We start from the raw sequence: 25,863 nt of genomic DNA, 5'->3' as shown, positions 1-25,863 counted from the left end.
GTCTGCCTCCTCCAGTTTCAGGGTTTTACGCGGGTGGGGCAGACTGCGGAAAGGTGTATCCTGTCTTGGGACTCGGGCTAACCGGACCAGCCACAGGCACCGGGTCGCCGGAGGAAGTCTTGCCATGACGCGCATCCTGATCGCCGACGATCACGACGTGGTTCGTTCCGGCGTTCGGACGATCCTGGAAGGGCACGAAGGCTGGGAGGTGGTCGGTGAGGCGAGGGACGGGAAGGAGGCCATTGATCGGGCCCTGGCCACTCGGCCCGATGTCGTGGTCCTCGACTATGCACTGCCGCTGGTGAACGGGGTGGAGGCGGCTCGGCAGATCAGGACCCGCGTTCCTAGTGTCGAGATTCTCATATTCACCATGCACGATACAGACAGCCTAGTGCGCGATGTCCTTGAGGCGGGCGCACGAGGCTTCCTGCTCAAGTCCGACGCCAAGCAGTTCCTGATCTCGGCGGTAGAGAGCTTGGCGGCCCACAGGCCCTTCTTCACCGGCAAAGTGTCCGAGGCCCTGCTTGAGTCCTACCTGTCGAAGGGGTCTGTGGACGACGCAGCGCTCAGCTCCCGCGAGAAGGCCGTCGTGCAATTGATTGCCGAAGGCAAGACCAACAAGCAGATCGCCGACATCCTCAGTATCAGCACCAAGACCGTCGAGACCCATCGCGCCCTGGCACTGCGCAAGCTCAATCTCGACACGACCGCGGCGCTGATCCGCTACGCGATCCGGAATGGACTTGTGGAGGCATAAGTATGGGAGAGGAGATCCCCGAGCATCACCTTCGGCGTCGCCGCTCAGGGACGAACGATCGGCGGAGTCTTTGGATCCGGCCAAGCATCTGGCGGCGGAGGTCGGGACCGCTTGTCAGAGCACACTATCCTTAAGTGGGCACTCGCTTAGCCGATTTGGGCAGTATGACTGGATGGGGTTTGTTGCATCGCGTTCAATTCAACTGACGGGGAGAACGACGTGAATAGGAACGCAATCGCACTGTCATTGAGCCTTCTGTTAGGCCCAGCCCTCGCGCAAGGAGCAATCGCTCAGGGCACAGCGCCGGCCATCACTGAGGCGGAGGCGCACGCCATCGGCGTCGATGCCTACATCTACTTCTACCCGCTGATCTCGATGGACATCACGCGCAAGCAATCCACGAACATCGAACCCGGGAAAGAGTTCGCCAAAGGCCCGATGAACACGTTCGTGAATGTCCCGTCGTTTCCCCCTGCCGATCTGAAGATCGTTGTGCGGGTCAACTTCGATACGCTCTATTCCGTCGCGTGGCTCGATCTGACCAAGGAGCCGCTGGTCGTCTCCGCGCCGGACACCAGCGGACGCTACTACCTCCTGCCAATGCTCGACATGTGGACGGATGTGTTTGCATCTCCCGGATGGCGCACGACCGGAACCCATGCGGGCAATTTTCTGATCACGCCGCCCGGTTGGAGCGGGACCATCCCCGCTGAGATGACGCGCATCAGCGCGCCAACCCCTTATGTCTGGGTGATTGGCCGCACGAAGACGGATGGGCCGCCGGACTATGACGCGGTTCACAAGATCCAGGCCGGCTACAAGGTCACGATGCTGTCCGACTGGGGCAAGACGCCGAGGCCGGTCGAGGTGAAGATCGATCCGAGCATCGACATGAAGACAGCACCGAAGGTTCAGGCCGACAGCATGTCGGCGGGCCAATACTTCGCCTACGCGGCCGAGTTGCTGAAGCTTCATCCACCGCATCTCACCGATGAGCCGATCCTCGCGCAGATGAAGCGCATCGGCATCGTGCCGGGCCAGAGCTTCGATATCGAGAAGGTCCCGCCGGCCGTGAAGAAGGGCCTCGAAGGTGCGCCGGAAGCCGGGCAGAAACTCATGGAGTGGAAGCTCCCGACGCTCGCGCGTGTCGCGAACCATTGGTCGATGAACACTGATACGATGGGCGTCTATGGGAACTACTATCTCAAGCGCGCCATCGTTACGCAGCAGGGCCTCGGTGCGAACCTGCCCGAGGATGCGGTCTACCCGCTCAATCTCGGTGACGAAGCCGGCAGGCCGCTCGATGGCGCCAACAAATACACGTTGCACTTCGAGAAGGGCGCGACGCCGCCAGTGAACGCCTTCTGGTCGGTCACGCTCTATGATCCGGACGGTTTCCAGGTGGCAAACAGCCTCGACCGCTTTGCGGTCAGCAGTTGGATGCCATTCAAGTACAATCCGGACGGATCGCTCGATCTTTATTTCCAGAACGAGAGCCCAGGCAAGGACAAGGAGGCCAACTGGCTGCCGTCGCCGAAAGGCGGTTTCAACTTGACGATGCGGCTCTATAGCCCTAAGTCCGAGGTTCTCGCTGGCAGATGGAACCCGCCGCCGGTGACCAAAGTGCAGGGGCTTCCAACCCTGGTTGCGCAATGAGTCTTCAAGCAGAGCGCCGGCGCGTTCTCGGCGTCGGCGCTTCGACTGACTGACTCCATCACAGTTGCGAATGTCCGCTCCTGGCACTTCTCGGACATTGCGCATGGGTCAGCTTAAGGGCGTAAAGCAGACGTCCAAAAGGGCGGGGACTTTTCTCCCTTTTGACCCAGAAATCATTCAACGACGATCAAAGGTATCAGGAGATGTCATTTCTGCATGACATCTCCTTGTCGTCTCACCATCGTCGATGGCCTACAGCGGAGCGCGTGTATATGGGATTAAAAAGCCCCCGGTCGACCCGGGGGCTTGAAGCGTGCGGATTGTGGCGTTCGGTCAGGTCTGAAATGATCCCTCCAGCCAAGCGCGGATCGCCGCGCTCTCGTAGCAGCTGGCATGGATCTTGCCGGGATCGAAGCATGGTGCGATGCCGGCCTTGTGCAGCGACGGCTTCAGCGTCCGCATCGCCCAGCCATGCTCGCGCGCCACAGCACTCAGCGAGACGTAGCGCGCGGCGAACGCTTCGACGTCGGATTTCAGCACCACGGTCTGGGTGTTCCGCTTAACCGGATTGATCGCCTGCATGGTGCGCAGGTGCCCTCCGGCGGTCAGGGCCTTCACCACCCGGGTGGTGGTGCCCAGCGCCTTCTCAGCCTCGCGCAGGGATAGGCCGCCGTGGTCGGGCCGGCGCAGGAGGCGCTTGATCTCGTCGGGATCGACGCGCAGGGACAGATATCCCGGCACCTGCGGATCCCGCCCGACCCGGGCCAGCCCGCCCTCTAGGATCAGCCCGACGATTTCCATCGCCGAGCAGTTCGCCCGTTTTGCTGCCTGCGGAACCGACACGAGATCGGCGCCGGCTCCGTCGGTCGCGTGCGCCATGAGCCGACCGAGGAAGGCGTCGAGATCCTGGCGCGCGAAGGCATGGTCCTTGATCGTTCCGGTCCCGCCGAGGATGAAGGGGCGGATGAACCCGGCCTCGAACAGCAGTCGCTCATGCGGCCGCGGCGCGTTCAGGTAAGCGCCCGCCTGTTGCAGCGGCAAGGAGCCCGCGACGTGCTCCAGGAACGGGCGGGCCTTCTCGGCGTCGAACAGTACCCGCTCGTCGCTGAGTTCCGCGTCGAGGTCAGCGATGCGGCCCGTCGCATGCAGCAGCTTCCGGAGGCGCTTGGGATGAACCCCGTATTCGGTCGCGGCGGAATGCACCGAGTGAACCCGGCGCGTGACCTCCTGCCCGAGGACGAGTTCGCCTGGGCCGACCGGCATGGTCTCGGCCACGTGGTTCCGGACGATGTCGCGCACAGGATCGAGGGCCCTGAGGCCCGATGTCGTCAGATGGATCGGCTGACCGTTCACAACGATCCGGCAGACATAGATAAGGTCTTCGGTCACTGAGACCGTGGCACCCGAAAAGATGACAAGTCCGGATCGCTCCAGAGGTTTTATGATGTCGAGTTCCTCCGGTCCTCAAACTGTCGCCTGCTATGCCGGGTGACCCTCGCAGGTGGTGCCCTCTGTCGGCTTGCAAAAGATGAGGCTATCCTTCCGCCGGAGTGGGTTGGCAAGGTTGCTCACGTGCGGGTACTGGTCACAGGCGGCGCGATGGAGTTGAAGGCCTTGGCTGAGCGCCAACCCCGCTGGGCATCCTATGGCGGCGATCCGCTGATAAGCATGAGTCGGTGAGATGAAACTTCTTCTGGTGGGCTCAACGGGCCTCGTAGGCCGACACGTGCTCGACCTCGCGCTTGCTGACGAACGTATCGATGCCGTGATCGCTCCGGTCCGCCATGATGTGACCAGCCACTCGAAGCTCCTCGCGCCGATAGTCGATTTCGAGCATCTGCCGAACGACGAAGATTGGTGGCGGGTCGACGGTGTAATCTGCACGTTGGGAACTACGATGCGAGCTGCTGGATCGCAGGAGGCATTTCGCAGGGTCGATCATGACTACGTGCTCGCCTTTGCCAGGATCGCTCGGCAGCACGGTGCTTCAACCTTCGCCCTGAACTCCGCAATGGGTGCGAACCCGTCTTCACGCTTCTTCTATAACAGGGTGAAGGGTGAGTTGGAGCGCGATCTCGCGACTCTCGACTTTCAGTCCCTGACGTTTGTGCGGCCGGGGCTAATTGGCGGCAAGCGAGACGAAACGCGCACAGCCGAAAGGATAGCCGCGATCGTCTTGGGTGCTCTTCATCCAATCCTTCCGCGACACTTACGCATCAACCCTTCCGAGCGGATTGCTCAGGCTCTGATCGACGCAGCCATTGCGGCGCGTCCAGGAGCACACATCGTGGGCTCTGCCGAACTGACGTGAGGCCCATCACCTTGAGCACGGTTGAGATAGGAAGGTCTATTATGACACTCTTGGACCAATGAGTTGGTCAGCTTCCGTTGGTAAAAGCCGACGTTCATTCAGAGTTCGGAACGTGAAAGTTTGACCCCAAGCGGACTCTAGGCTGCCAGATGGTGTAGCCCATCTTTAGAGATGCAGAATTTCACCGGCCAAGTGAACACGATCTTGAAATTTTTGCTCATCGTGCTCGTCTACATGATCCTCCGCCTGCTCGAGGTCGACGGAGCAGCGAGGAAGATCAAGTCTCATTCATCGCGACCCTGCTCGCCATGGTCCAGTTCGAGAGCTGGCAGGCTGTCCAGGCTGTTCTCGCCTACCTGAACGAGATCGAGTTCGTCTTCGGGAGCTACAACGACCGCCGCCTCTCGGGCAGTGTCCTGGCCATGTCACCCTTCATCGTCCTGTTCTCAATGTTCCTTTGAACATTCCTGCGAGGCCTGCCAGGAACCGTCATGGGTGCTCCGACTGCGGTCACCCTCCTCACGCTCTGTGCCATGGGAACGTCGAGCCGCTAGCTAGCGCTTCTGCTCGGACGGCCGGACCAGCCGGGTTCTGTCGCGGACCGTTATCGCCGCGATCGGCTCAGTCCCGATAGCTCGAAAGCCTCACCTCAATCCGCTCCGGCGTCGCGAGGAGCAAGTTCCCGCCGCTGACCGCAAGGGTGTGGACGAGAAACGACACGCAGCCGTCCTCCACTGGTCCCATGACGGGCGAGGGGGCGGACACGATCCGGATGCCGCCGCACTGTCCGATCCAGTCGGTATGCCGGTGGCCGTGGAATACGACCAAGCGCCCGGCCAGTAGCCGGAGCTGCCGCACGAACCAAGACCCATTGACGAGTGCCGTCCCGATGCGCTCGGAAAACGCCTGCGTCGGAGTGGGATACTCCACGAGATGGTGATGGAGCGCGACGATCCAGCCGGCGCGCGGGAACTGCCTCACGGCAGCCATGAGGCCCCGCACTTGCAGGGCAGATATCATGCCCAGTGCGTTCGTAAAGGAGAAATGCGCTTCGGCATTCGAATTGAGGAGCACGACGCCAAGGCCGTCGTCCGTCGCCGGCGGGACGATCATTGGGAAAGCTTCGTCCCAGATCCGGGCCAGTCGTAGCGATTGGCGCAGCCCTCCCGTATCGGCAAAGGCTTCGATACCGTCGCGGTAGGGAGCCAGTCTTTCCGTGAGAGTGGGGCCGAAGCCTCCCGTGTTCGAGTCGAAGCAAAGAACCTTGTCGCCGTGCAAGGCCTCGATGGCGGAGAGGGTGCGCAGTTGACGAAGGCGCTTGCCGGGACTCGTCGGCAGCTCGAGCCGGGCCGGATTGGCGCGGTCGACGACGTTCACGTCATGGTTGCCGGGAAGGACCAACATGCGTTCGGCCAGACATGGGTGTGCCGCGGCGGCATCAAGGAATTCGGCCCACTCCGCCGAGCGGCCGGCATCCGTCATGTCGCCGGTGACAAGGACGAGGTCCAACGGCTGCTCCAGGTGGAGAGCCTTGAGCCGATCGAGGACGTCGTGCAGGCTCCCGTTGCCCTGAGGTCCGGTTCGGCCGCTCTCGATCCGGAAGCCGTAACGCTCCCCGACGGCATGGAGATCGGAAAGGTGTGCGACGCGCCAAGTCCGGGAATCGGATGGCATATCGGCAAAGGTCATGAGATCGGCCGGCCGCCCCAGGGCGCCATCCGCGAAGGCCCACACGAGGGCAGCGCCCATGACGTAGCATCCGATGATGACGACGGCATTCGCGAGTGCAGGGAGCATCAGTCCTTGCGGCGCCAGGATGTCTCCTGCCTCACCGATCCATCGCGTGGCGGGCCATGCGAGCCGGACCAACCAGAATGACAGGGCGCTCACCAGGATGCCGCCACCGGCGGCGGCCGCGGCGTAGAGGTGCGCCCGCCGTCGTGGCCCGGCGCCCGGGATCAGCCGCCCGGCCAGGTGCCTGAGCCCCTCCCGGAACAGGGCATAGACCGGCTGCACGGCCATCGCATTCAGGGACCAGAAGCCTTGCTCCGCCCCACGCAGCAGTGGCCTGCCGCCGACCCAGGCGAGGGCGATCAGGCCGATCGTGATCAGAAGCGACGAGATCCCTGCGAACCCTGCCGTGAACTTCTCCGATATCCTGGCGCCCCATCCCAGCAGAACGAGAGGTGCAAGTCCCAGCAGGACGGCAGGAAGACCGATGAGCATGCCCCAGGCCACAACGATTTTTGGAAGGCTGATCTCCGTCAGCAGGCGTCCGCCGATGGCAAGGAGGGATCGGCTTTTGGTGCTGGCGATATCATCCTCGGCATCCCCATGGCGAGGATCGATCAGCGGGGAGAGCCTGGGATGCGGCCCGGATGTCGGGTCGGATCCATGGTGGTCCTCAGTCGCTTTACGGGATCCGATGATCATGACGATTGCTCACGTCGGATGTTGCTGCCGAGGCCTGCCGACCTGCGAGCGTCGACGCGGAGGGCCAGGAGGCATCAGTGGAGGACCTGCGGCAGGGCGGCCCGAATGCGCTGCGGGAAATCCGGTGCGCCATCGGCCGCCTGCGCAGCCTCGTTGATGAGCGAGCGCTGCCGCAGTTCCTCGAACGGCAACGTCGAGTTCACTCGGCCGGAATGGTAGAGGTAGCCATCGAACAGCCCGTTGAGGAGGTGCCGGATATCGAACCGGCCCTGCCGCCCCGCGGCGTTGGCGTAGCGAATGATGTTGAGCGTGCAGTTGTTGCTCAGCAGATGGTACCATTCCGGGTGATCGGCCAGCCCGTTGATGCGCTCCAGGTAGACCAGCAGGAGCCGACGCGCATCCTCGGCCGAGGTATTGAGACGGTACAGATACACGGTCTCGCGGCGGTGATTGGCGCGTACCCCGACCAGGTCACGCTCGTTGCCCACCACGTAGATCAGCTCAAACTGCTTGAACATCGAGGCGAGGGGATCGAAGCCCTCGCCGACCTCCGGCCGCGTCTCGATGGAGATGCTCAGTGGCGGCGCGTTGTCGAAGATGAAGCTCAGAAAGGTATGCCCGACCAATCCCTCGCTCCAGTACGATACATAGGCATCAAGGCCTGTCAGGTGGGACAGCAGGATCTCGCGCTCCTCGTAGCGCACCGTGAAGTCATTCCGGCTGCGGTAATCGAAGTCGCGCACGCCTGTGAGGCGCACGCGGTCACCGTCGATGAAGGCTCGCGGCATGACTGCGGCTTCCGGTCGCCAAGGACGATCATGTGAGGGAGGAATGGCGATCCACCACACAACAACACCGAGGAACAGCGCGATCACGACTGCGGGCATGTGCCGTATGTGCGACAGCCAGACGCCCCAGATGGCAAAGGCCACGAAAGCGGTCGCCAGGGCCGTGCGGAGCCCGGCCCATGGCAGGTTCGAGTAGTGGATGGCCAGCGCGCCCCACGCGATGAGCACCGTCCAGAAAAGGAAGCGCAGTCCCGCCATCAAGACGCGGCGCAACGCGGCCAGAAATGCTCGGTCGGATCTCGGCAGGGGTTCCATGCTGTTACCTTCCGCTAATCCTCGGATTAGCCCAGGATGCGCTATCCGAGACGAGCCGTCACTTGGCCAGCGCATTCTTGTGGATCCTGCCGTCCTTCATGATGATGAGGAAGTTCCGGTCCGGATCCGCGACGAGGTCGAGGTTCTCCAGCGGGTTGCCGTCGACCAGCAGAAGGTCCGCCAACGCTCCCTGTTCGACGATGCCGAGCTTGCCGGGATAGGGATTGCGCAGTCCGGACAGTTGCAGCAATTCGGCATTCGTCGACGTCGCCATGACCAACGTCTCGGCCGGCGTGTACCAGCGGGTGAGGGCGGCGAGCATGGCGCCCTGCCGCTTCGCCAGAGCCTCGGAGAACAGGATGTCCGTGCCGAACGCAGTCCTGATTCCGTATTTCTTCGCCAGGGCATAGACCACGTCGGTTCCGGTGACCACCTGTCCCATCTTGGCCTGTTCCGCCGGCCCGAGCCCGCTGGCAGCCGACATGTCGAGGAAGGGCTGCGTGCTCAGCCAGACTCCCTTCTCGGCCATCAGCCGGGCCGTGGCGTCATCTATCAGATGAGCGTGCTCGATGCACTTCACGCCGGCCGCGATCGAGCGCTGGATGGATGCAGGCGTGTAGGCATGGGTGCAGACGTAGGTGCCCCAGTTCTCGGCCGCCTCGACGGCGGCGCGCAACTCGACCTCGGTGAAGGTCGAGACATCGAGCGGGGAGAACGGAGAGGCCACGCCGCCCCCTGCCGTGAGCTTGATCTGCGATGCGCCCTGCATGAGCTGCTCGCGCGCCCGCAGGCGCACCTCGTCAGGGCTGTCGGCGATCATGCTTCCGCCAAGCTGCTCGACGCGCGTGAGCATGCCGCCGATGGTCCTCGGCAGATCGGAGAGCTGGCGAAAGTCGCCGTGGCCGCTGGTGATCGTGATGACGGCGCCGGACGGATAGATGCGCGGTCCCGGGAGGAGCCCTTGGTCGATGGCGCGCTTGAGGCTGAAGGACGGTCCGCCCATGTCCCGGATGGTGGTGAACCCGCGCATCAGCGTGGCCGTGGCCTCAACTCCTGCTAGGAGGGTGGAATAGCCGATGTCGCTGGACAGAAGCGCTGCGGGAGTCGGCCGCACCATCATCGCATGCCAATGCATATCGATTAGGCCGGGCATCAACACACGGCCACCCCCGGAGAGAACCCGGACATCGGTTTCCGCCGCAACGTTGATCGGATCGGCCGAGATGCGCTCGACGATATGTCCCCTCACTAGGACATGGGAAGGAGCCGACAACGTTGGGGTCCGGCCATCGAAGATCCTGACATTTTCGAAGAGCGTTGCGGTGTTGCCGGATTGGGAAGTCGGCTGGGGCTGCGCCACCGCTGTCGCAAACCATCCGATGGTCAGGATGCCAGCCATCATGAGCAACCGGGCGGAGGTGTGCTTCAAGTCCTTGGCAGTAGTCTTTCCCGACATTGCGATCCATCCTTACTGTTGGACTCTCCTGCGGTTCGGGGGGCATGCTCCCGAACCGTTCGTGACTTCTGCGGGCCGTTTCGTGCGGGGTTCATGGCTTGCCGCAGCCACGCCGCCGTTGACCCGGCAGGCTTCATCCCGGAAAGGCGGCTCTTTCGAACCTGCGGGCCAGGAGGCGGGCCAGGAACCCCAATCCGGCACAGGCTGTCGCTCCGATAAATTCCGTGCGGATAGAGATCGGAAGCGTCACAAGACCGGCGAACGCCAGGGTCGCGAGGGCGGCCATCAGGGCAGCAACGCCAAGCAGAATCCAGCCTAGCCCATGGAGAATGGAGGCCGAGATGCTGGGACCGAACCGCATGGCATTCTCCTCGTGTCCGGCTGCCCGCGGCATGGCCCCGACGATGATCCGAGGCGGGAACCTCGAACCCGTCCCGGACGCCTGCGCGAACACCGAGGTGGCGCTCTTGCATTCGATCCGCTCACAGGACAGTTTTGAAGCTTCACCCCAGACGGCTGATCTGGCTATTGGGGAAAACCCTGAGCAGAGGCGGGGGAACACCGGAGGCGGCAGAGCGCGAACACCGGAACCGGGCCAATGCCCACTCGTCGACGGGGCGGTCAGAACCGCCAGATCAGCGGCACGAGGAAGACCGACACGACGAAGAACCACATGAGCAGAGGCAATCCCAACTTCCAGTAATCGCCGAAGGCATAGCCTCCCGGTCCCATGACCATCAGGTTCGTCGGCGTCGCGATGGGGGTTAGAAAAGCGCCTGCGGCCGCCACCGCGGTGCTCATGAGGACAGGGCGCGGCGAGATGCCCATACTCGCCGCTGCCGCCATCCCGATGGGGATTACGATCAGCGCGGTGGCGGTATTGCTGATCAACTGGCCGAGGACCGCGGTGAGCATGAAAAGGCCGGCAAGGAGGGCAATGGGGCCGGCGTCGCCAATGAGGCGGACCAAACCTTCGGCCATGAGTTGGGCAGCCCCGGTCTCCCCCATCGCGGTCGACAGCGGCATCAGGGCGCCGACGAGTATCACGGTCGTCCAGTCGATGGCGCGATAGGATTGCTCGACGGTGAGGATCCGCGACAGGACGATGGCACCGGCGGCGAAAAGCCCAGCGACGGCGGGCGGCACGAGGCCCGTTGAGAGCAGGATGACCATGCCGGCCAGAACGGCAATGGCTTGGTAGGCTCCCGGCCCAAGGGGCACCGCCTGCCGCCGCACCAGCTCGGGCGAGTTTACCACCAGCACATCCGGATCGTTGAGATGGAGATCGAGGGCCTTCCAGGTTCCCTGGAGCAGCAGGGTGTCGCCTGTGCGCAACGCGATGCTGCCACGGCCGGACTCCGGTGTTCCGACGTCGGTCTCGGATCCGGACCGCTGGATTGCCAGGACGATGAGGTCGCCGCTGTCGGTGACCATACCGGGAAACATCGTCTGCCCGATGAGCCCCGATCGCGGCGGAATCACGACCTCGGCCAGACCGGAACGACGGTTGAACAGGGTTTCCTCGCCTTGGTCCGATGCCGTGTCCTCGCGGAACGAGAGATGCATCCGCTTCGCGAGCGTGGCGGCCGCTTCCGCAGTCCCGCGCACGAGCATGTGGTCGCCGTCCCCTACGGGCCGGCGCAGTGGGGCGGCACTCTCGCCGTCCTGCATGGCAACGAGTTGCAGGCCCGGAAACGCCGAGAGTTCCACCTGCGACGGAGAAAGGCCGACAAGGGGCGAACTCGCGCGCACGCGCAGTTGGAAGACGCCGTCGGCTAGGCCGTACTGCTCCACCAGCGTTCTGGCATGACGGCTGAGATCGGCGGGCATCTTGGCACCGTTGCGTTGCGGAAGGAGTCGTTCGCCGAAGAGGATGATGATTGCCATCGTGCCGAGGAGCAGGGGGATGCCGACGAGCGCGAACTCGAAGAAGCCGAACCCGCCGACACCCGCTTCAAGTCCCGCCTCGGAGACGAGGACGTTCACTGGCGTGCCGGTCAGCGCAAGCATCGATCCGGCATGGGCGGAGAAGACGAGCGGCATCAGGAGCTGCGAGGACTTGCGCCTGAGACGGACCGCCATGACGACCACGACCGGCAGCAGGGCGGCCACTGCGCCGTTGACGCTGATCATGGCCGTCAGCACGGCTACGAGGCTCATCGTGAGAAGGAGAAGGCGTGTCCTGCTCTCCTGTCCGGCGCCCCGGATCAGGAGCTGGCCGGCCCAGGCCGTGACGCCCGTCGTCTCGAGACCAGCACTCACGACGAAGAGGCAGGCGATGAAGATCACGGCGGGATCGCCGAACCCGCCCAGTGCCTGCCCCAGCGTGAGGACCTGCGTCGCCCACAACGCCAGCGCAATTCCCATGGCTACGACGACGACCGGCAGCCTGTTCCAGATGAACAGGACGACTGCGAGAGCGATGATGGCGGCGATATATGCCAGGGGACTCACTTTCCCATCTCCTCGTGAGGCCGTCCGGAGGCAAGTCCGGGCGGTCGTATCTGGATCGGATGGCGTGGTGCGCGCACCCTAGTCCTCAATCGTGGCCAGCAGCAGGGCGAGGCGGCATCCAGTCGCGAATTCAGGCAGGTTCACGTATTCCTTGATGGTGTGGATCTCCGCCTGGCCGGCACCGATGGTGACGGTGGGGATACCGTGCTGGTCGAGCCAATTGGCATCCAGGCCGCCATTCGAGAACAGGTAGTTGGGCTTGAGGCCAAGCATGGTCATGGCCTTGGTCGCGCGCTGCACTACAGGAGCACTCTCCTCCAGGTTGAACGGAGGGTAGGATGGAGCGTGAGTGAAGGTCACTTCGGCCGATTCACCCTGATCGTCCTTCACCTCGTCTCGAGCCTTCCCAAACGCCCGCTCAAAGCCTTTTGCGATCTCCGTTGCGAAGACGGATGTCGGGCTACGGGCCTCTCCCTTGATGAAGGCATAGTCAGTGACGACATTCGTGGCATCGCCTGCGGCCTTGCCGTTCTTTCCGCCAAAGATTCCGACATTACTCGTGCCGTTGCTGTCGGCCTTCATCACCTTGCCGAACCACCCTTCGCGCTTCGCCTCGGCGAGGGCGATGGCACCGACCAGCGTCGCCGAGATTCCCTTCTCGGGCGCCACGCCCGCATGCGAGGCCTTGCCCCTGATCTCGACCTCCCAGTTCTCCTGGCCGACTGCCCCGACAATCAGATCGTTCGGATCCTGGCCGTCGACGTTGATGCACATCACTGCGCCGCCAAGGTCGGCAGGATCGAGTTCGCGCGCGCCGTGCAGGCCGCTTTCTTCGCGCACCGTGAAGAGCAGCGTGATAGGCGGGTGCGGCAGGTTATGCTTGAGGAGCGTCTCGGCAAGGATGACGAGAATGGCGCATCCGGTGCGGTTGTCCCCACCGAGGGCCGTCGTGCCGTCTCCGACGATACGATCGCCCTCACGCCTCGGCTTGGCGCCGGCGCAAAGCGGCACCGTGTCGAGATGGGTCGAGAACAAAAGCCTCGGCCCGGGCCGTGTTCCCGGCAGGTCGACGATCAGGTTTCCCGTTTCGGTCGGGATGGAGATGCGCTTGTGCGCGTCGTCGAAGCGGATCGCGGAGCCCGGGACGCCCGCCTTCCGGAGCGCGTCGGATACAGCCTCGGCAATCTTTGCTTCCTGCCCGGTCACGCCCTCGACGGAGAGAAACCGCATCAGGTGATCTTCCGCGGCGGCGACATCGAGGGGAAGCGCAGTGCTGCTCATCGTTTCGATCCGTTGCTTGTGTTTACCTTACTCCCGCAGTCGTCAGGTGATTTTCGACAGGGGTTCATAGCCCCCATGGGAGTCCGAGCATCTGCCAGATGGCGAAGAGGGTGGTCCAGAGAATGAACATCCATACGACGTAGGGAAGCATCAGAGACACGACGGTGCCGACGCCGGCGGACCGGTCGTATTTTTGTGCGAACCCGACGACGAGGGCGAAATAGGCGTTCAGGGGAGTGATCGCGTTCATCGGCGAGTCGCCGACGCGATAAGCCGCGAGCACCGCCTCCGGCTCCACCCCGAGCTTCATGAGCAAAGGTACGAAGACCGGAGCGAAAATCGCCCATTTGGCTATGGCGCCGGTCAGCAACAGGTCGATGATCGCGACGACGACGATGAAGCCGAGCAGCAGCGGCAGGGCACCGATGTTCGCGGCCTGCAAAGCGCCTGACAGGCTGAGCGCCATCACCGTGCCCATGTTGGTATAGGTGAAGTAGGCGACGAACTGGCTCAGGACGAAGAACAGGAAGATCGTGCCGCCGAGGCTCTTGATCGACTTCTCGATCGCGGCGATCACCTCGGGCAGTGTCTTCAGAGTGCCGGCGCCGATGCCATAGGCCCAGCCCGTGGTGAGGAACATCAGCATGATCAGCGCGATCAGCCCGTTCATGAAGGGCGAGTTGCCGATGAGCTCCCCGGACTCCGGGTTCCGCAGCGGCGCGCCCGAGGGAATGGTCAGCAGGCAGAAGACCGCGATCAACCCGAGCAGCCCGATGCCGGCGAAACGCAGGCCTCGCGACTCCTGCTCCGACAGCGCGGCCTCCTGCTCGGTCGTGGTCCCTTCCGCAGCCAGCTTCGGATCGTAGGTTCCCAGGCGAGGTGCGATCATGCGGTCGGTGATGAAGGCGATGATGACGGTGAGGAACAGCACCGAGGCGAACGAGAACCAGATATTCGAGGTGAGGCCGATGGAGCGGTTGGGATCGACGAGATGAGCCGCGTCATTGGTGAATTCGACGAGCACGGCATCGAGCGGCTTGATCAGCATGTTGACGGTAAAGGCGCCGGCCACGGCAGCGAAGCCAAGCGCGAGTCCGGCCAGGGGATGCCGTCCGACGGCCAGATAGGCGATACCCGCGAGCGGGATCAGGACGAGATAGCCTGCATCGGCCGCGATGCTCGCGAGGATGCCGACGAAGGACAGGATATAGGTCAACGCCCACGTGGGCGAGACGATGACGAGCTTGCGGATCAGGGCGGTGACCAGACCCGACTCCTCTGCCACTCCCGCTCCGATCATCGCGACGATCATGAGACCGACCGCGGTGAAGCTCATGAAGTTCGGGATCAGCGACGCATACATGAAGCGGATGCCGTCCGTGGTCAGCAGACTGCGGATCTGCGTGGTGGCCGTCTCGACTTGGTGCGTGTCCGGGTTGATGCGCTCGAAGGAGACGGCCGCTCCGAACAGGCTGAGCAGGGCGGAGAGCACGATGACAATGCCGATGAGGATCAGGAAAATGACCACCGGGTGGGGAACCATGTTCCCCACTCGTTCGACACCGTCGAGAAACCGCTGCATGGCGGTTTTCGGCGCGACGTCCGTGCTGCGTGTCATGTTTCGCGTGGTGCTTGCCATATCCCGCCCCCGAGCCGCTGCGTGAAGTGTTGCAGTCGTCTCCTGCCGTGGAGGCCGACCCGGCCGCTTCGATCCGGAACCCCCTGTCCCTCCCAGCCGACGGGAGATCGGCCTCCGTGGTGGGTCGGTGTCACGTCCCCGAAGCTTCTCCTTCGCGAGACACTCTGGCTATTGGGGGAAACCCTGGGACGGAGCGGAAAAACACCGGAGGCGGCGTCGGGACCGTCCCGGCGGAGCAGCGTGTTCCCCGCAATTGACTCGTCGCCTGCGGCTTGATCGAATGGCGCACCGGCGCGGCAAGGGACAGGATCCGCATGGCGAGGGCAAGGATCCTGGATGCAGGGATTGGGTTGATCGGCCTGGCCGTTGTGCTTGCCGCGATGAGCATCGCCAGTTCCGTCTTCGCGCCCGTTGCCTTCGCGTTGTTCCTGATCGCCCTGCTGTGGCCTCTCCAGAAGCAGCTCCAGGCCTGGATGCCGCGGCTCCTTGCCCTCGCGGCCAGCACCCTGGTGCTAGTTGCCACGTTCGTCGCCTTCGTGTCGCTGATCGCTTGGGGCTTCGGTCGCGTTGCCCGTTGGGTGATCGTCAACGTGGGCCGTTTCCAAGGCCTCTACGACCGAATGGCGGCATGGCTCGAGGAGCAGGGTATCGCGGTTGCGAGCCTGTGGGCCGATCACTTCAATGTCGGCTGGCTCCTGGGGCCCATGCAGAAGTTGACGAGCCAGGTGAACACGACCCTGAGCTTCTGGGTGGTCGTGCTTGTCTACGTGATCCTCGGCCTGCTCGAGGTGGACGGTACGGCCCGAAAGATCGAGGCGCTGCCCAACAGGACCGCTGTCCACGTCCTGAAAGAAGGCAGCGCGCAGACCGGGGCGAGGATCCGGCGCTACATGGCAGTGCGTACGCTCATGAGCCTGTTGACCGGCGCGCTCGTCTGGATCTTCGCGGTCGCTTTCGGGCTGCCCCTTGCGCGGGAGTGGGGCGTCATCGCTTTCGCGCTCAACTACATCCCCTTCATCGGTCCGTTCATCGCCACCCTGTTCCCAACCCTGCTCGCGATGGTGGAGTTCGAGAGCTGGCAGGCAGTCGTGGCGATCTTCGTCGGCCTCAATGTGATCCAGGCGGTGGTCGGCAGCTACGTCGAACCGCGCCTGTCCGGCACAGCGCTATCCATGTCGCCATTCGTGGTCCTGTTCTCGATCTTTCTGTGGACCTTCCTGTGGGGCCTGTCCGGAACCTTCATCGGCGTGCCGATCACGGTGGCGGTCCTCACCTTCTGCGCCCACCATCCGGACACCCGCTGGCTTGCGGTCCTGCTCGGCTCGCCGGACGACAAGGGCACAGACGTGATCGAGCCAACGCCTCGGCTTGAGAGCCGGACCGGGTAATAGGCGGGCCTCAACGGATCTACGGCTCGACCATCTTGTTCCGGATCGCGTAGCGGACTAGGTCGGCAGCCGTGTGTGCGTTGATTTTGCGCATGGCAGCGGCACGGTGGGTCTCGACCGTCTTCAAGTTGATGCCGAGCAACAGCGCCACCTCCTTGTTCGTGCGCCCCTCAGCGATGAGTTGCACAACGCCGCGCTCTCGTGACGTCAGGGCATCACCCGTTCCATGGCCATTGGCCAAGTATGCGCTCAGCAGGGCCTCCGAGACGCTTCCGGTGAAGAACGGCTGGTGCCGGGCGAGCGCCTCAACCGCGGTGATCAGGAAGCGTCGCGCGTCCGACTTGAGCAGGTAGCCCCTCGCGCCGGCCTCGAGCAACTCGCGGATCAGCGGTTCGCTCCCGTGCATCGTGAAGATGAGAACTTCAGTCTGGGGATTGAAGGCCCGGATCTGCCGGGTCGCATCGACGCCGTTCATGAGCGGGAGCTGGTAGTCGAGGATGGCGACGTTCGGCTGGGTCGTGGCCGCAAGTTCAACGGCCTGTTTGCCGTCTTCGGCCTCGGCGACGACTTCCCAACCCGGCTGGTCGCCCAGGATGGTGCGGAGCCCGGAGCGGACAACGTCATGGTCATCGGCAATCAGGATGCGGGTCATGGCCGGAGATGTCCCTGCGAGGAAGCTTCATTCATACCGGAAAGATCCGCTCATGGAACTCAGGGCAAACCCTGGGAATGGACGGGGGAATCCCCGAGGCGGCGCGATTGGCCCGGTCCGAGATCAACCGAGATCCCGCCGTTGGTTGCCGCCGCGGCAGGGTAGGCAGTGCCGCTTCGGGGAACGAATGCCCGAATCATGGTCCCGTGCGGGCCGCTCCTGATCCTCAGGGAGCCGTCGAACTGGTGCAGGCGTATGCGCATGCCGGGGATCCCGACGCCGAGCGAACCCTTGCTACCGTTCAGTCTGGCAGGCCGCGCCTTCATTCCACGCCCGTCGTCCGCGATGCACAGGATGGTTGCGTCAGACGTCTGCCGAAGGTCGACGATGACCCTTGAGGCCGCAGCATGGCGATGGACATTGGAGAGGGCCTCTTGGACGATGCGCAGCAGCGCCCGCTGGAGGTCGGTGCGGAGGTGGTCGGCACCCTCATCGATGCGGCACGAGACCTGGAGGTCCGTGCGCTCGGAGAAGCCGTCCGCGAAGGCCCGGACCGTTTCGCAGAACCCGTTCTCGTCGAGGCTCGCGGGATGGAGCAGGTAGGTGAAGAGACGGAGTTCCTTCAGAGCCTCCTCCAGCAGGAGGTCGATCTCGCCGAGGAGCCGTTGCCCATCGTGCTGCGGCAGGAGGCGCTCGACCTTCATCAGGTTGAGCCCGACCGCGACGAGGTACTGGGTGGTCGAGTCGTGGAGTTCCGCTGCGATCCGCTGGTGCTCCTCCTCCTGGAGGGTCAGCAGACGGTCCGAGAGTTCGTTGACCGTTGCGCGTGCAGCCATCACCTCCGTCACGTCCTCATGGGACACGATCACGTGGGCCTCGTCTCCAGCCTCGAAACGGGATGCGCGCACGCTGAACCAGCGCCCTGGCTCGTTGGCAGGCCACTGGTAGAGCGCTTGGAAGCCGGGACGGCGGCCGTCGATCACGGCACCCATCTCTGTGAAGTTGTGGTCCCCTGTCGTGCCGATGTCGTGATAGCTGGTCCCGATGCCATGCCCCGGATCGGGATGCCCGATCTCCTCGACGAAGCGACGCCAGGCCCGGTTCACCGCAATGATCCGGCCGTGCCCGTCGAGGATGGCGACGTGCATCGGGAGCGCATCGAGGGATGCCTGAAGCAGTTCTCTTTCTCGGCTCATGGCCAGGTGCGCGGCGTGCCGCTCGGTGACGTCGCTGAAGAAGACGCTGGCGCCCTCGGGCGAGGGGTAAGCCCGGAAGTCGATGTAGCGATGCGGACGCAGGCTCGAGGGGATCTCGCCCTGGAAGACCCTGCGGTACTTGATCGCCTGCTCCACCGCCCTGAGGCAATCCGTGTGGGGCCCGACGAGATCGGGATAGGATCGCCCGACGATCTCGTCCTGAGACCGGCCGCACCAGCGCAGGGTTGCCTGGTTGGTGCCGGTGATCCGGTACGAGCGATCGAGGGTGAAGTAGCAGTCGCTCACGCTCGCGAGGATCGCGTTCAGGCGTGCGTTGGTGGCCAGGAGTTCGCTTCGCGTCGATGCCGCCGAATGCCTGAGGGCCTCGACCGGACCGATGTTCCGGAGCAGGACCAGGACCGATCCGGCACCAATCATGATCAGGATGAGCGAGGCCAGCGAGAACTGGTAGACGGCCGTGAGGAGTGGTGCATTCGCCACGGCCGCGGGAGTGACCGACAGGGCCGTGTATCCCGTTCTCGGCGAGCGCTGGAACGCACCCAGGACGGGGCCCCGTCCGTCGAGGGCATTGAAATGACCGTTGAATCCTGAACCCGGAACCATCCTGATGAGGTCCGCCTGGGGAGGGGCGTCGTTTCCGGGCCCGCGGGCGGCGATCCACTTAAGGTCGCGATCGAACAGCATGGTGCCCCATCCGCTCGCGTCGGCCGCCTCCGCGACAGCCCGGTCGAAGTGCTGCGTCGGCACCAGGAGGGTCAGGATACGGCTCATCTGCCCGTCAGGGCCGTCGAGCCGAAGGCTGATGGCGACGCCTGGGTTCACGGCAGGCCTGCCGTTGATGCGGCCGGACAGGCTCAACCCGGTCGCACGAATAACCTCAAGCCGTTCGCGGACGCCCGGGATATCATCGATCCGGGGCAGGGCGGAACCGAAGGGAAACTTCGTGTTGAGCAACTGCCTGTCCAAGTCCCAAAGGATGAACCATGATCCGTCTGGGCGTGGCGTCGCCTCGAGCTGTCGGTGGAAGTCCTCGAGGTTGGCGGACCGGAGTAACGGCGAACCGGATAGACCTTTGAGGAGGTAACCCATGGCCTCCGCCTCGCGTTCGACGGCGTTGGCTGCGGCAGCGGCGGCGGACAGGCCGCGGTGGGCGATTGCGTGCCGCTCCTCATAGGCATGCCAGAAGAGCGTGGCGGCGGCGATCACCAGGGAGAGACCGATCGTTGCCGCCGCGACTAGGAGGATCCGCTTGCGAACACCGACGAGGTTGCCCGTTGCGGGTACCTGTGTGCCGATTCGGATCGCAGAGAGCATGGCCCCCTCCCGTGTCAGAGGCTGTTCGGCCTGCCATCCCCGGAGGGCGATGGAGGGCTTGGGCAAGGGCTATCCCTGGTGTCTGGGACGCCGATGCAACCAGTCACATGCCAGGCCAACCTCTGGACAGGCCTTGGCAATCCCGAACCTGCCGTATGGGCAGAGAATTGCACAGGTTCACCCATTCGCCAACGGTCGGGCGGGAAAGTCGTCCCATTGAAGGACGTCGGCACGGAGCCGGCGGGACCTTTGGTCCTTGCCGGGGTGGTCAGAAGGTCCGGTGCCCTCAGCGGCAGTACAGGTTGCCGAAGCGGTCGCGATAGGTGCCGTAGGGGCAGGCAGGACCGCGCGGAGCCGTCGAAGCGCCGACGATGGCACCGCCGGCAGCGCCAACGGCCGCACCGGCCAAAGCGCCGCTTGCACGGCCAGTCGCTGCGCCGCCGATAGCAGCACCGGCAAGTCCCCCAACGATCGCGCCACCACCCGCTCGTTCCCCCGGGGTGTTGCAGGCGGCCGTCGACAGCGTGAGCGCACCCGCAGCGATGAGCGTCATGATCGTTTTCATTGGACGTTCCTCTCATGGCATCGGAAATTGGCCCGGCATCCTGCCAAGGTATCGCAGAGCTTCCCCGATCACGGCACGACTGGCTATTCGGGGAAACCTTGGGTTCCGGCGGTGGAACGCCCGATCCTGGCGGAGACGGTGAGACGGGCCGTCACCGTAGCGAAGCGCATCAGGTGGCATCACGGTGCAGAAATTTTTTGCGCAGGACCCAGGTCAATTCCCGCACGGACCCAGGGTTATCACCGATGGACGTGCCGCAGGCCACCGGTACTCTCACAGTTCGTAATGGCCGATCGTTGCGCTCGGGAGGACATCCATGGCTGAACTGGTGGTCGTCGGATTCGACAATCCGCATGACGCCGATCGCGTCCTGACGGAACTGACCCGCCTGAAGAAGGAATACCTGATCGACTTGGAGGATGCTGTCGTTGCCATCCGGGACACCGATGGAAGCGTCCGGATCAAGCAGAGCGTAAACCTAGTGAGCCTCGGGGCCGCCTCCGGCGGACTGTCCGGCGCGATCTGGGGCAGCCTGATCGGTCTCCTGTTCCTCAATCCGATTGCTGGATTCGCCATCGGCGGGGCTGTCGGCGCAGGATCGGGCGCCCTGTCCGGGAGCATGATCGACTACGGCATCGACGACGGCTTCATCCGGTCAATCGGCGATACGCTCAAGCCGGACACATCAGCCCTGTTCCTGCTGGTCCGGAAATCGCAGCCCGAGAAGGTGCTGGCCGAGCTGTCCGGGTTCAAGGGGCACGTGATCCGTTCCTCGCTGTCCCCTGAGCAGGAGGCCAAGCTCCAGGCCGCACTCTCAAAAGCGCATGCTCCGAGCCCGAGCGAGGGCGTGGAGGCCGCAGGCGCGATGGCCCCCCAGCCGTCCTGAAATTGGAAGTGACATAGGAAGGGAGATCGCATGCTGTCACGACGCTCGCTCCTGAACTGGCTACTCGGCGCGGCAGTGACCGTCTCGGTCGGCGTGCCGGTAGCGACGGAGGTGCAGGCCCAACCTGCTCCTGAGCGGCGCCCTCCAGTCCCCCGGAGGCGCTACGAGCGGCGGTCGAGGTCCCGGCCCGGCTTCGTTTGGGTGCCAGGCCGCTGGGTGTGGAGCGCACGCCGTCGGCGATGGGTCTGGGTGTCCGGCCACTGGGAGCGCCGCAGACGCCGATGGTAGGCGATCGGATGCAGCTGGTCAGGACAGGTTCCGGAGGATGAACGGCTGGCACGGTCGTGTAGGGCGACAGGGCCGGGGATGGCCCATGCCGCTTCAACATGCGTCCGGCGACGTTGAGGCGGCGCAAGCCACGTACCCTGAACGTTTTCGCTGCGGAGCAGGGAGGACAACGTGATGACTGTCCATGATACCGGCTCGATATCCGCGACCGGCGGCTCGACTGCCCCGCCTGCGTGGGCCCGTACCCTTCTTGGGATCGTCCTCGTCGGCGCAGGGGTCGTCGTTCTGGCAGACTTGGCTCTGGTGGCGGTCATCAGCGCGATGTTTATTGGGTACGTCGCCGTCGCTGTCGGGGCGTTCGAGATCCTTCATGCCCTCTGGACGAAGAGAGCAGGAGGACTCCCATGGAGAGCGCTCCTAGGTGTGCTTTACCTCGCAGTCGGCATCGTTCTGCTGAGACAACCCGCATCCGGCACCCTGATCCTGACCTACGTGCTCGGCCTGGTGCTTCTGCTGTCCGGCCTCGTCCGCATCCGGCTGGGCGTGGGTTCCTGGAAGGAGAATGGCTGGGTCATGCTCCTGTCGGGGCTGTTTGGCGCGCTGGCGGGACTCGCGATCCTGACAGGCTTTCCGAGGACGACGCTTTGGGTCCTTGCACTTCTTCTCGGCGTCGACCTCTTGGCTCATGGTGCGGCCTGGCTGTCCTACGTATGGCTCCCTTCACCGTCTCATGATGGAAAGACACAGCGAACATGAACCACGCCCGGAATATCCTGCTTGCCCTTGGCCAGTGGCTCAGCTTGCCACGGGGCGTCTGACCGATGGGTCTGCGCCGAGCAAGGTCGCACGGCGCGTTCATGCGCGTCCGAATGGCCGAGTCCAAGCCTGAATAGGGACTGCATTGGCGTCATCATCGTGGGAGCGTCCACGCCCGCCCCAACCGATCCGGAGGAACAGACATGTCGGTGCCATGCAAATTTGAGCGCAGCCTGCTGAGCCATGAGGAATACGAAACGATCCATGTCACGCATCATCCAGCGATCCACGGGGTCGGCCGTGACGGATTGCACGATATGAAGGACCGCTTGCGGCAGATGCGGGACCGGGAGCGGACCCTGGCCCGACAGAAGCGGCGCGAGGTGCGGGGAAAGGTCGATCCGCGCGGCGGAAGCTTTCCCGGGACGGCCGAGAGGCCGTTGCAGCGAAAGCAGGTGTTTGCGGGAGCTCTCAAGCGCGTCAACCGGGAGATCGGCCGGCTCCGTAAGCTGGAAGCCCGCGCGGCGCTGACGGAGTCCGCCCGCCGTGCGCTTGCCCTGAGGCGTGCGGGGGAGGCACGGCATCATCCGCCGGCGGGCGACACCGCCCGCCTGGGCATGCACCCCGCGCCCAACGAACGGGCAGACACGAGAATCCAGCCGGGCACCGTCGGCAGTGTCTCGCAGGCGACCAAAACCGCCCAGGCGATCCGTGACTCCAAGGCCTAGGGCCACGTCAGCGACCGTGACCTGTGGGCGTCCCCAGATCAAGGGGACGTCCTGGGCTGCTCCGGGCCACCCTCATTGGATGCGATGGCGCAGAACCGGTTGCCGCATCAGCTCCCGTTCGGTGGCCAGCGCAGCGCGCAGGCCGGCACAACGCTCCCTGGCTGCGGCCAGCCGGGTCACGGACTCCTCATACCGTGCCAGGGCAGCCTCCTCCTCGCGGAAGAGATCCTCAAGCGGACGGAACGAGCCGATGCGGAAGGCATCGTCGAGCACCCTGTCGAGCCTCTCCCGCACATCCATCAGGACCTCCCGCGCTTGCGTGCAGCGGCGTCGGGCGCCGTCGAGATCGGCTGCGGCCTCGGCCAGGACGCCCAAGGTGACGAGGGTCGTGAGGCTCTCGTGAAAGCCGGGCCACCCCATGTCGGCCCTCCCTTCGAACGGTTCGCTACCCGTATTCTCTCTCGGCGGGAAGGGACAGGCCATCGGGTCATGCCCGCAGACGGTGGCCGGAAATCCCCGACCATTCCCGAAAAAGAAACTGACATGCAAGGATGTCCTTCCAAACGGGGACGGTGCCGCCGTCCTCCACCGAAGCAGTGCTTCGGAGACAGCCGAAGCACTGCTCAGGGTATGTCCGTGCCGGAGTCGGGGTTTTCCCCGATGGCCGCGATGACGGAGCCACGGCATAGTCTCCCCGGCTCCAAGATCGACGCGGGTATCGTTGTGGGAGAGGCTTCATGCGGATTCGATACGTTCTGACCGGCGTGGTCCTGGCGCTTGCCGTCGGCGGATGCGTTTCGATAGGCGACGAGACCCCAGCCGCCGGCAGCGGGGCGATTGCCCCTGCCGCGTTCGAGCGGGAGCGCTTGGTTGGACGGTGGGGCGTGGCGTCGTTCCATGATGAGAAGGACCGACGGCGCACCGAGGCCGAGGCAAGGGCACAATGCAGCCAAGCCTACGCGATCTCGAAGGGGCCGACGGACGGGGTGATGATGCATGTCGCCGACGACCCGAAGCGCTACGAGCTGCGGCTCAAGGGCGACGCCGGCGGCCGGACGTATCTCGGCTTCGAAGCGCCTCCGGGCCATCCGCAGGATCGCGAGATCCTCTCCTCCACCAATGACCTGATGACCATGCGCTTCATCGATCCGGACGCGAACCGGCGCTACGGCACCTTCGTGTACGTGCGCTGCCGTGCCTGACGATCGAGGCCGCCTGTCCATCCTGGAGATAATCATGACGCCGACAACACGACCGCCGACATTGGGAGGGGTAAGGATTCTGGCGGGGATTGCCGCCCTGGCAAGTTGCTGGCTCATGGCCTGCCTTCCCAGTTCCGCCACGGCTCAGACACGCCCGTCGGCCGCCGCGCAGGAAACCCTCGACGTCGGCGATGAGCCGGGCCGCATCTCGACGGAAGAGGCGGTGATCCGCGACGGGCCATTTGCGCGCCAGGTCGTGTTCTTCCGCTCCAGCGAGCCTCCCGGGACGCTCGTCGTCCACACCTCGGAGCGGTTCGTCTATCTTGTCCAGGGCAACAACCGTGCGCTGCGCTACGGCATCGGCGTGGGCCGCGAAGGCTTCCAGTGGTCCGGACTTGTGCGGGTCAGCCGCAAGGCCGAGTGGCCTGACTGGCGGCCCCCGCCTGAGATGCTCACCCGGCAGCCCTACCTCCCGCGCTTTATGGCCGGCGGTCCGGGCAATCCCATGGGGGCCCGCGCCCTCTATCTCGGCTCGACGGTGTTCCGCATCCACGGCACAAACCAACCCGAGACCATCGGCCACGCGATCTCGTCCGGCTGCTTCCGCCTCGCGAACGGCGACATCATCGACCTCTATGCCCGCGTGCCGCTCGGCACCAAGGTAGTCGTTCGTCACGGCGCCAGCCTCTGATCGTTTGGAACATCAATCCGTTCACCGATTACGGAGATCTCCCGTCATGTGGAACGTTGCCAGAGCCTGCATTTCTTCTTTCGCCCCAGGCATGATTGTCGCCCTGCTGCTCGCCTCTGCCTTACCGGCCGCGGCGGGAACGCTCGAGACGGTAAGGCAGCGCGGCACGGTGCAATGCGGGGTCAGCGAAGGCCTTTACGGCTTCTCCGAACGGAACGGCACGGGCGAGTGGTCGGGCTTCGACGTGGATTTCTGCCGTGCTGTGGCCGGCGCCGTCCTCAACGATCCCGCGAAGGTGACGTTCGTACCCCTGTCGGCAGGGGAACGGTTCGAGTCCCTGCGCGCGGGGCGCATCGATCTCCTGTCCCGGAACTCGACCTGGACTCTGGAACGGGAAGCCAGACTCGGCCTTGCCTTCGCGGGCGTGACCTACCATGACGGCCAGGGCTTCATGGTCATGCGGGACCTCAACGTGACGTCTGCCCTCGAGCTCGACCAGGCCAGGATCTGCGTCGAGGCAGGGACGACGAGCCAGCTCAACGTCGCCGACTTCTTCTCCGCCAATTCACTGACGTTCGAGGAGCGCGCCTTCCCGACGGCCGCGGCCGCGCTCGAGGCGTTCCAAGCCGGACAGTGCAACGTCCTGACAAGGGACCAATCCGCTCTCTACGCGGAGCGTCTCAAGCTCGCACGTCCGGCCGATGCCGTCGTGCTGCCCGACATCATCTCGAAGGAGCCGCTGGGACCAGTCACCCGGGCGGACGACTTCGCTTGGTTCAACGTGGTCAAATGGGTGAACTTCGCCCTCGTCAACGCCGAGGAACTCGGGATCACGTCAGGGAACGCGAGCGAGGCGGGGGGCTCCCGCAAGCCCGACGTGCGGCGCTTCGCAGGTGCAGAGGGCGGGCTGGGCCGGCTACTCGGGCTTGATGACGCGTGGGCAGTCCGGGCAGTCCGGGCGGGCGGGAACTACGCCGAGATCTACGAGCGAAATGTCGGGGTCAACTCGCGCCTCGGCATCCCGCGCGGACTGAACCAGCTCTGGAGCATGGGCGGCATCCTCTACGCTCCCCCGCTCCGGTGAAT

At 64.4% G+C, this 25,863-nt stretch carries 24 protein-coding genes; 12 read left to right on the top strand and 12 right to left on the bottom strand.

Annotated elements, in window-relative coordinates; genetic code table 11:
- Positions 1–124 precede the first annotated feature (124 nt).
- On the top strand, positions 125–757 hold the full coding sequence (locus tag VB672_RS19435; RefSeq protein ID WP_329785860.1) for a response regulator transcription factor: 633 nt from the start codon (positions 125–127) through the stop codon (positions 755–757).
- A gap of 219 nt (positions 758–976) precedes the next feature.
- On the top strand, positions 977–2,413 hold the full coding sequence (locus VB672_RS19430) for a DUF1254 domain-containing protein (RefSeq protein WP_329785859.1): 1,437 nt from the start codon (positions 977–979) through the stop codon (positions 2,411–2,413).
- A 333-nt stretch (positions 2,414–2,746) separates the two neighbouring features.
- Here the strand turns inward: VB672_RS19430 and VB672_RS19425 are convergent, their stop codons facing one another.
- Entirely contained in the window at positions 2,747–3,802 is a 1,056-nt protein-coding gene (locus VB672_RS19425; RefSeq protein WP_329785858.1) for a hypothetical protein, read from the bottom strand.
- Between the two features lie 292 nt (positions 3,803–4,094).
- On the opposite strand from VB672_RS19425, the gene VB672_RS19420 reads away from it, so the two are divergent.
- Both VB672_RS19420 and VB672_RS19415 read left to right on the top strand, forming a co-directional pair.
- A complete protein-coding gene (locus tag VB672_RS19420) occupies positions 4,095–4,724 on the top strand; it encodes an NAD-dependent dehydratase (protein WP_329785857.1) in 630 nt (209 codons plus the stop codon).
- Between the two features lie 308 nt (positions 4,725–5,032).
- Positions 5,033–5,185, top strand: a complete 153-nt coding sequence (locus VB672_RS19415) for a hypothetical protein (protein WP_329785856.1) — start codon at positions 5,033–5,035, stop codon at positions 5,183–5,185.
- A 160-nt stretch (positions 5,186–5,345) separates the two neighbouring features.
- Here VB672_RS19415 and VB672_RS19410 read toward each other — a convergent pair whose 3' ends face one another.
- The 7 genes from VB672_RS19410 to VB672_RS19380 form a co-directional block, all read right to left on the bottom strand.
- Positions 5,346–7,157 (bottom strand): metallophosphoesterase family protein, encoded by a 1,812-nt coding sequence (locus tag VB672_RS19410; RefSeq protein WP_329785855.1) that lies wholly within the window; start codon positions 7,155–7,157, stop codon positions 5,346–5,348.
- A gap of 74 nt (positions 7,158–7,231) precedes the next feature.
- Positions 7,232–8,260, bottom strand: coding sequence for an Lnb N-terminal periplasmic domain-containing protein (locus VB672_RS19405; RefSeq protein WP_329785854.1), 1,029 nt, complete (start codon positions 8,258–8,260; stop codon positions 7,232–7,234).
- A 58-nt stretch (positions 8,261–8,318) separates the two neighbouring features.
- Positions 8,319–9,716 carry a metal-dependent hydrolase family protein gene (locus tag VB672_RS19400; protein ID WP_329785853.1) on the bottom strand — a complete coding sequence of 466 codons (1,398 nt, stop codon included), beginning with the start codon at positions 9,714–9,716 and terminating at the stop codon, positions 8,319–8,321.
- A 133-nt stretch (positions 9,717–9,849) separates the two neighbouring features.
- Positions 9,850–10,077 (bottom strand): hypothetical protein, encoded by a 228-nt coding sequence (locus tag VB672_RS19395; protein WP_329785852.1) that lies wholly within the window; start codon positions 10,075–10,077, stop codon positions 9,850–9,852.
- 260 nt (positions 10,078–10,337) lie between these two features.
- On the bottom strand, positions 10,338–12,170 hold the full coding sequence (locus tag VB672_RS19390; protein WP_329785851.1) for an SLC13 family permease: 1,833 nt from the start codon (positions 12,168–12,170) through the stop codon (positions 10,338–10,340).
- 78 nt (positions 12,171–12,248) lie between these two features.
- Positions 12,249–13,451: a M20/M25/M40 family metallo-hydrolase gene (locus VB672_RS19385; RefSeq protein ID WP_329785850.1), complete on the bottom strand. Its 1,203-nt coding sequence runs from the start codon at positions 13,449–13,451 to the stop codon at positions 12,249–12,251.
- Positions 13,452–13,515: 64 nt separating this feature from the next.
- On the bottom strand, positions 13,516–15,069 hold the full coding sequence (locus VB672_RS19380; protein ID WP_329785849.1) for an AbgT family transporter: 1,554 nt from the start codon (positions 15,067–15,069) through the stop codon (positions 13,516–13,518).
- 329 nt (positions 15,070–15,398) lie between these two features.
- Between VB672_RS19380 and VB672_RS19375 the strand changes: the two genes are divergently transcribed.
- On the top strand, positions 15,399–16,478 hold the full coding sequence (locus VB672_RS19375; RefSeq protein ID WP_442932129.1) for an AI-2E family transporter: 1,080 nt from the start codon (positions 15,399–15,401) through the stop codon (positions 16,476–16,478).
- 19 nt (positions 16,479–16,497) lie between these two features.
- On the opposite strand, the gene VB672_RS19370 is transcribed toward VB672_RS19375, so the two are convergent.
- The 3 genes from VB672_RS19370 to VB672_RS19360 all read right to left on the bottom strand — a co-directional run bounded on the left by VB672_RS19370 (position 16,498) and on the right by VB672_RS19360 (position 20,226).
- On the bottom strand, positions 16,498–17,130 hold the full coding sequence (locus VB672_RS19370; RefSeq protein WP_329785847.1) for a response regulator transcription factor: 633 nt from the start codon (positions 17,128–17,130) through the stop codon (positions 16,498–16,500).
- Positions 17,131–17,189: 59 nt separating this feature from the next.
- On the bottom strand, positions 17,190–19,661 hold the full coding sequence (locus VB672_RS19365) for a PAS domain-containing sensor histidine kinase (protein WP_329785846.1): 2,472 nt from the start codon (positions 19,659–19,661) through the stop codon (positions 17,190–17,192).
- 286 nt (positions 19,662–19,947) lie between these two features.
- Entirely contained in the window at positions 19,948–20,226 is a 279-nt protein-coding gene (locus tag VB672_RS19360) for a glycine zipper domain-containing protein (RefSeq protein ID WP_329785845.1), read from the bottom strand.
- 316 nt (positions 20,227–20,542) lie between these two features.
- Here VB672_RS19360 and VB672_RS19355 point away from each other — a divergent pair, with 316 nt between their 5' ends.
- The 4 genes from VB672_RS19355 to VB672_RS19340 all read left to right on the top strand — a co-directional run bounded on the left by VB672_RS19355 (position 20,543) and on the right by VB672_RS19340 (position 22,884).
- The gene (locus tag VB672_RS19355; RefSeq protein WP_329785844.1) at positions 20,543–21,112 is read left to right on the top strand and encodes a DUF1269 domain-containing protein; all 570 of its coding nucleotides are present in this window, start codon (positions 20,543–20,545) and stop codon (positions 21,110–21,112) included.
- Between the two features lie 30 nt (positions 21,113–21,142).
- On the top strand, positions 21,143–21,400 hold the full coding sequence (locus VB672_RS19350; protein WP_329785843.1) for a hypothetical protein: 258 nt from the start codon (positions 21,143–21,145) through the stop codon (positions 21,398–21,400).
- Between the two features lie 174 nt (positions 21,401–21,574).
- On the top strand, positions 21,575–22,156 hold the full coding sequence (locus tag VB672_RS19345) for a DUF308 domain-containing protein (protein ID WP_329785842.1): 582 nt from the start codon (positions 21,575–21,577) through the stop codon (positions 22,154–22,156).
- A gap of 203 nt (positions 22,157–22,359) precedes the next feature.
- Positions 22,360–22,884, top strand: coding sequence for a hypothetical protein (locus VB672_RS19340; RefSeq protein ID WP_329785841.1), 525 nt, complete (start codon positions 22,360–22,362; stop codon positions 22,882–22,884).
- A gap of 72 nt (positions 22,885–22,956) precedes the next feature.
- Here VB672_RS19340 and VB672_RS19335 read toward each other — a convergent pair whose 3' ends face one another.
- Positions 22,957–23,304, bottom strand: a complete 348-nt coding sequence (locus VB672_RS19335) for a hypothetical protein (protein WP_329785840.1) — start codon at positions 23,302–23,304, stop codon at positions 22,957–22,959.
- A 317-nt stretch (positions 23,305–23,621) separates the two neighbouring features.
- Between VB672_RS19335 and VB672_RS19330 the strand changes: the two genes are divergently transcribed.
- From VB672_RS19330 to VB672_RS19320, 3 genes are all read left to right on the top strand, one after another.
- Positions 23,622–24,086, top strand: coding sequence for a hypothetical protein (locus tag VB672_RS19330; protein ID WP_329785839.1), 465 nt, complete (start codon positions 23,622–23,624; stop codon positions 24,084–24,086).
- A gap of 115 nt (positions 24,087–24,201) precedes the next feature.
- A complete protein-coding gene (locus VB672_RS19325) occupies positions 24,202–24,777 on the top strand; it encodes a L,D-transpeptidase (RefSeq protein WP_329785942.1) in 576 nt (191 codons plus the stop codon).
- A gap of 46 nt (positions 24,778–24,823) precedes the next feature.
- Entirely contained in the window at positions 24,824–25,861 is a 1,038-nt protein-coding gene (locus VB672_RS19320; RefSeq protein WP_442932119.1) for an amino acid ABC transporter substrate-binding protein, read from the top strand.
- Positions 25,862–25,863: the final 2 nt, after the last annotated feature.

The sequence above is a fragment of the Microvirga sp. CF3016 genome (genome assembly GCF_036314085.1).
Lineage (GTDB): Bacteria > Pseudomonadota > Alphaproteobacteria > Rhizobiales > Beijerinckiaceae > Microvirga.
This window is presented reverse-complemented; position numbering and strand designations above follow the sequence as displayed.

Bases quoted from the DNA above. Each gene is read 5' to 3' on its own strand.
- VB672_RS19410 (WP_329785855.1), bottom strand. From the start codon at position 7,157: ATGATCATCGGATCCCGTAAAGCGACTGAGGACCACCATGGATCCGAC.
- VB672_RS19385 (WP_329785850.1), bottom strand. From the start codon at position 13,451: ATGAGCAGCACTGCGCTTCCCCTCGATGTCGCCGCCGCGGAAGATCAC.
- VB672_RS19415 (WP_329785856.1), top strand. From the start codon at position 5,033: ATGGTCCAGTTCGAGAGCTGGCAGGCTGTCCAGGCTGTTCTCGCCTAC.
- VB672_RS19435 (WP_329785860.1), top strand. From the start codon at position 125: ATGACGCGCATCCTGATCGCCGACGATCACGACGTGGTTCGTTCCGGC.
- VB672_RS19335 (WP_329785840.1), bottom strand. From the start codon at position 23,304: ATGGGGTGGCCCGGCTTTCACGAGAGCCTCACGACCCTCGTCACCTTG.
- VB672_RS19405 (WP_329785854.1), bottom strand. From the start codon at position 8,260: ATGGAACCCCTGCCGAGATCCGACCGAGCATTTCTGGCCGCGTTGCGC.
- VB672_RS19360 (WP_329785845.1), bottom strand. From the start codon at position 20,226: ATGAAAACGATCATGACGCTCATCGCTGCGGGTGCGCTCACGCTGTCG.
- VB672_RS19355 (WP_329785844.1), top strand. From the start codon at position 20,543: ATGGCTGAACTGGTGGTCGTCGGATTCGACAATCCGCATGACGCCGAT.
- VB672_RS19330 (WP_329785839.1), top strand. From the start codon at position 23,622: ATGCGGATTCGATACGTTCTGACCGGCGTGGTCCTGGCGCTTGCCGTC.
- VB672_RS19320 (WP_442932119.1), top strand. From the start codon at position 24,824: ATGTGGAACGTTGCCAGAGCCTGCATTTCTTCTTTCGCCCCAGGCATG.
- VB672_RS19345 (WP_329785842.1), top strand. From the start codon at position 21,575: ATGACTGTCCATGATACCGGCTCGATATCCGCGACCGGCGGCTCGACT.
- VB672_RS19350 (WP_329785843.1), top strand. From the start codon at position 21,143: ATGCTGTCACGACGCTCGCTCCTGAACTGGCTACTCGGCGCGGCAGTG.
- VB672_RS19365 (WP_329785846.1), bottom strand. From the start codon at position 19,661: ATGCTCTCTGCGATCCGAATCGGCACACAGGTACCCGCAACGGGCAAC.
- VB672_RS19400 (WP_329785853.1), bottom strand. From the start codon at position 9,716: ATGTCGGGAAAGACTACTGCCAAGGACTTGAAGCACACCTCCGCCCGG.
- VB672_RS19420 (WP_329785857.1), top strand. From the start codon at position 4,095: ATGAAACTTCTTCTGGTGGGCTCAACGGGCCTCGTAGGCCGACACGTG.
- VB672_RS19325 (WP_329785942.1), top strand. From the start codon at position 24,202: ATGGCCTGCCTTCCCAGTTCCGCCACGGCTCAGACACGCCCGTCGGCC.
- VB672_RS19370 (WP_329785847.1), bottom strand. From the start codon at position 17,130: ATGACCCGCATCCTGATTGCCGATGACCATGACGTTGTCCGCTCCGGG.
- VB672_RS19340 (WP_329785841.1), top strand. From the start codon at position 22,360: ATGTCGGTGCCATGCAAATTTGAGCGCAGCCTGCTGAGCCATGAGGAA.
- VB672_RS19395 (WP_329785852.1), bottom strand. From the start codon at position 10,077: ATGCGGTTCGGTCCCAGCATCTCGGCCTCCATTCTCCATGGGCTAGGC.
- VB672_RS19380 (WP_329785849.1), bottom strand. From the start codon at position 15,069: ATGACACGCAGCACGGACGTCGCGCCGAAAACCGCCATGCAGCGGTTT.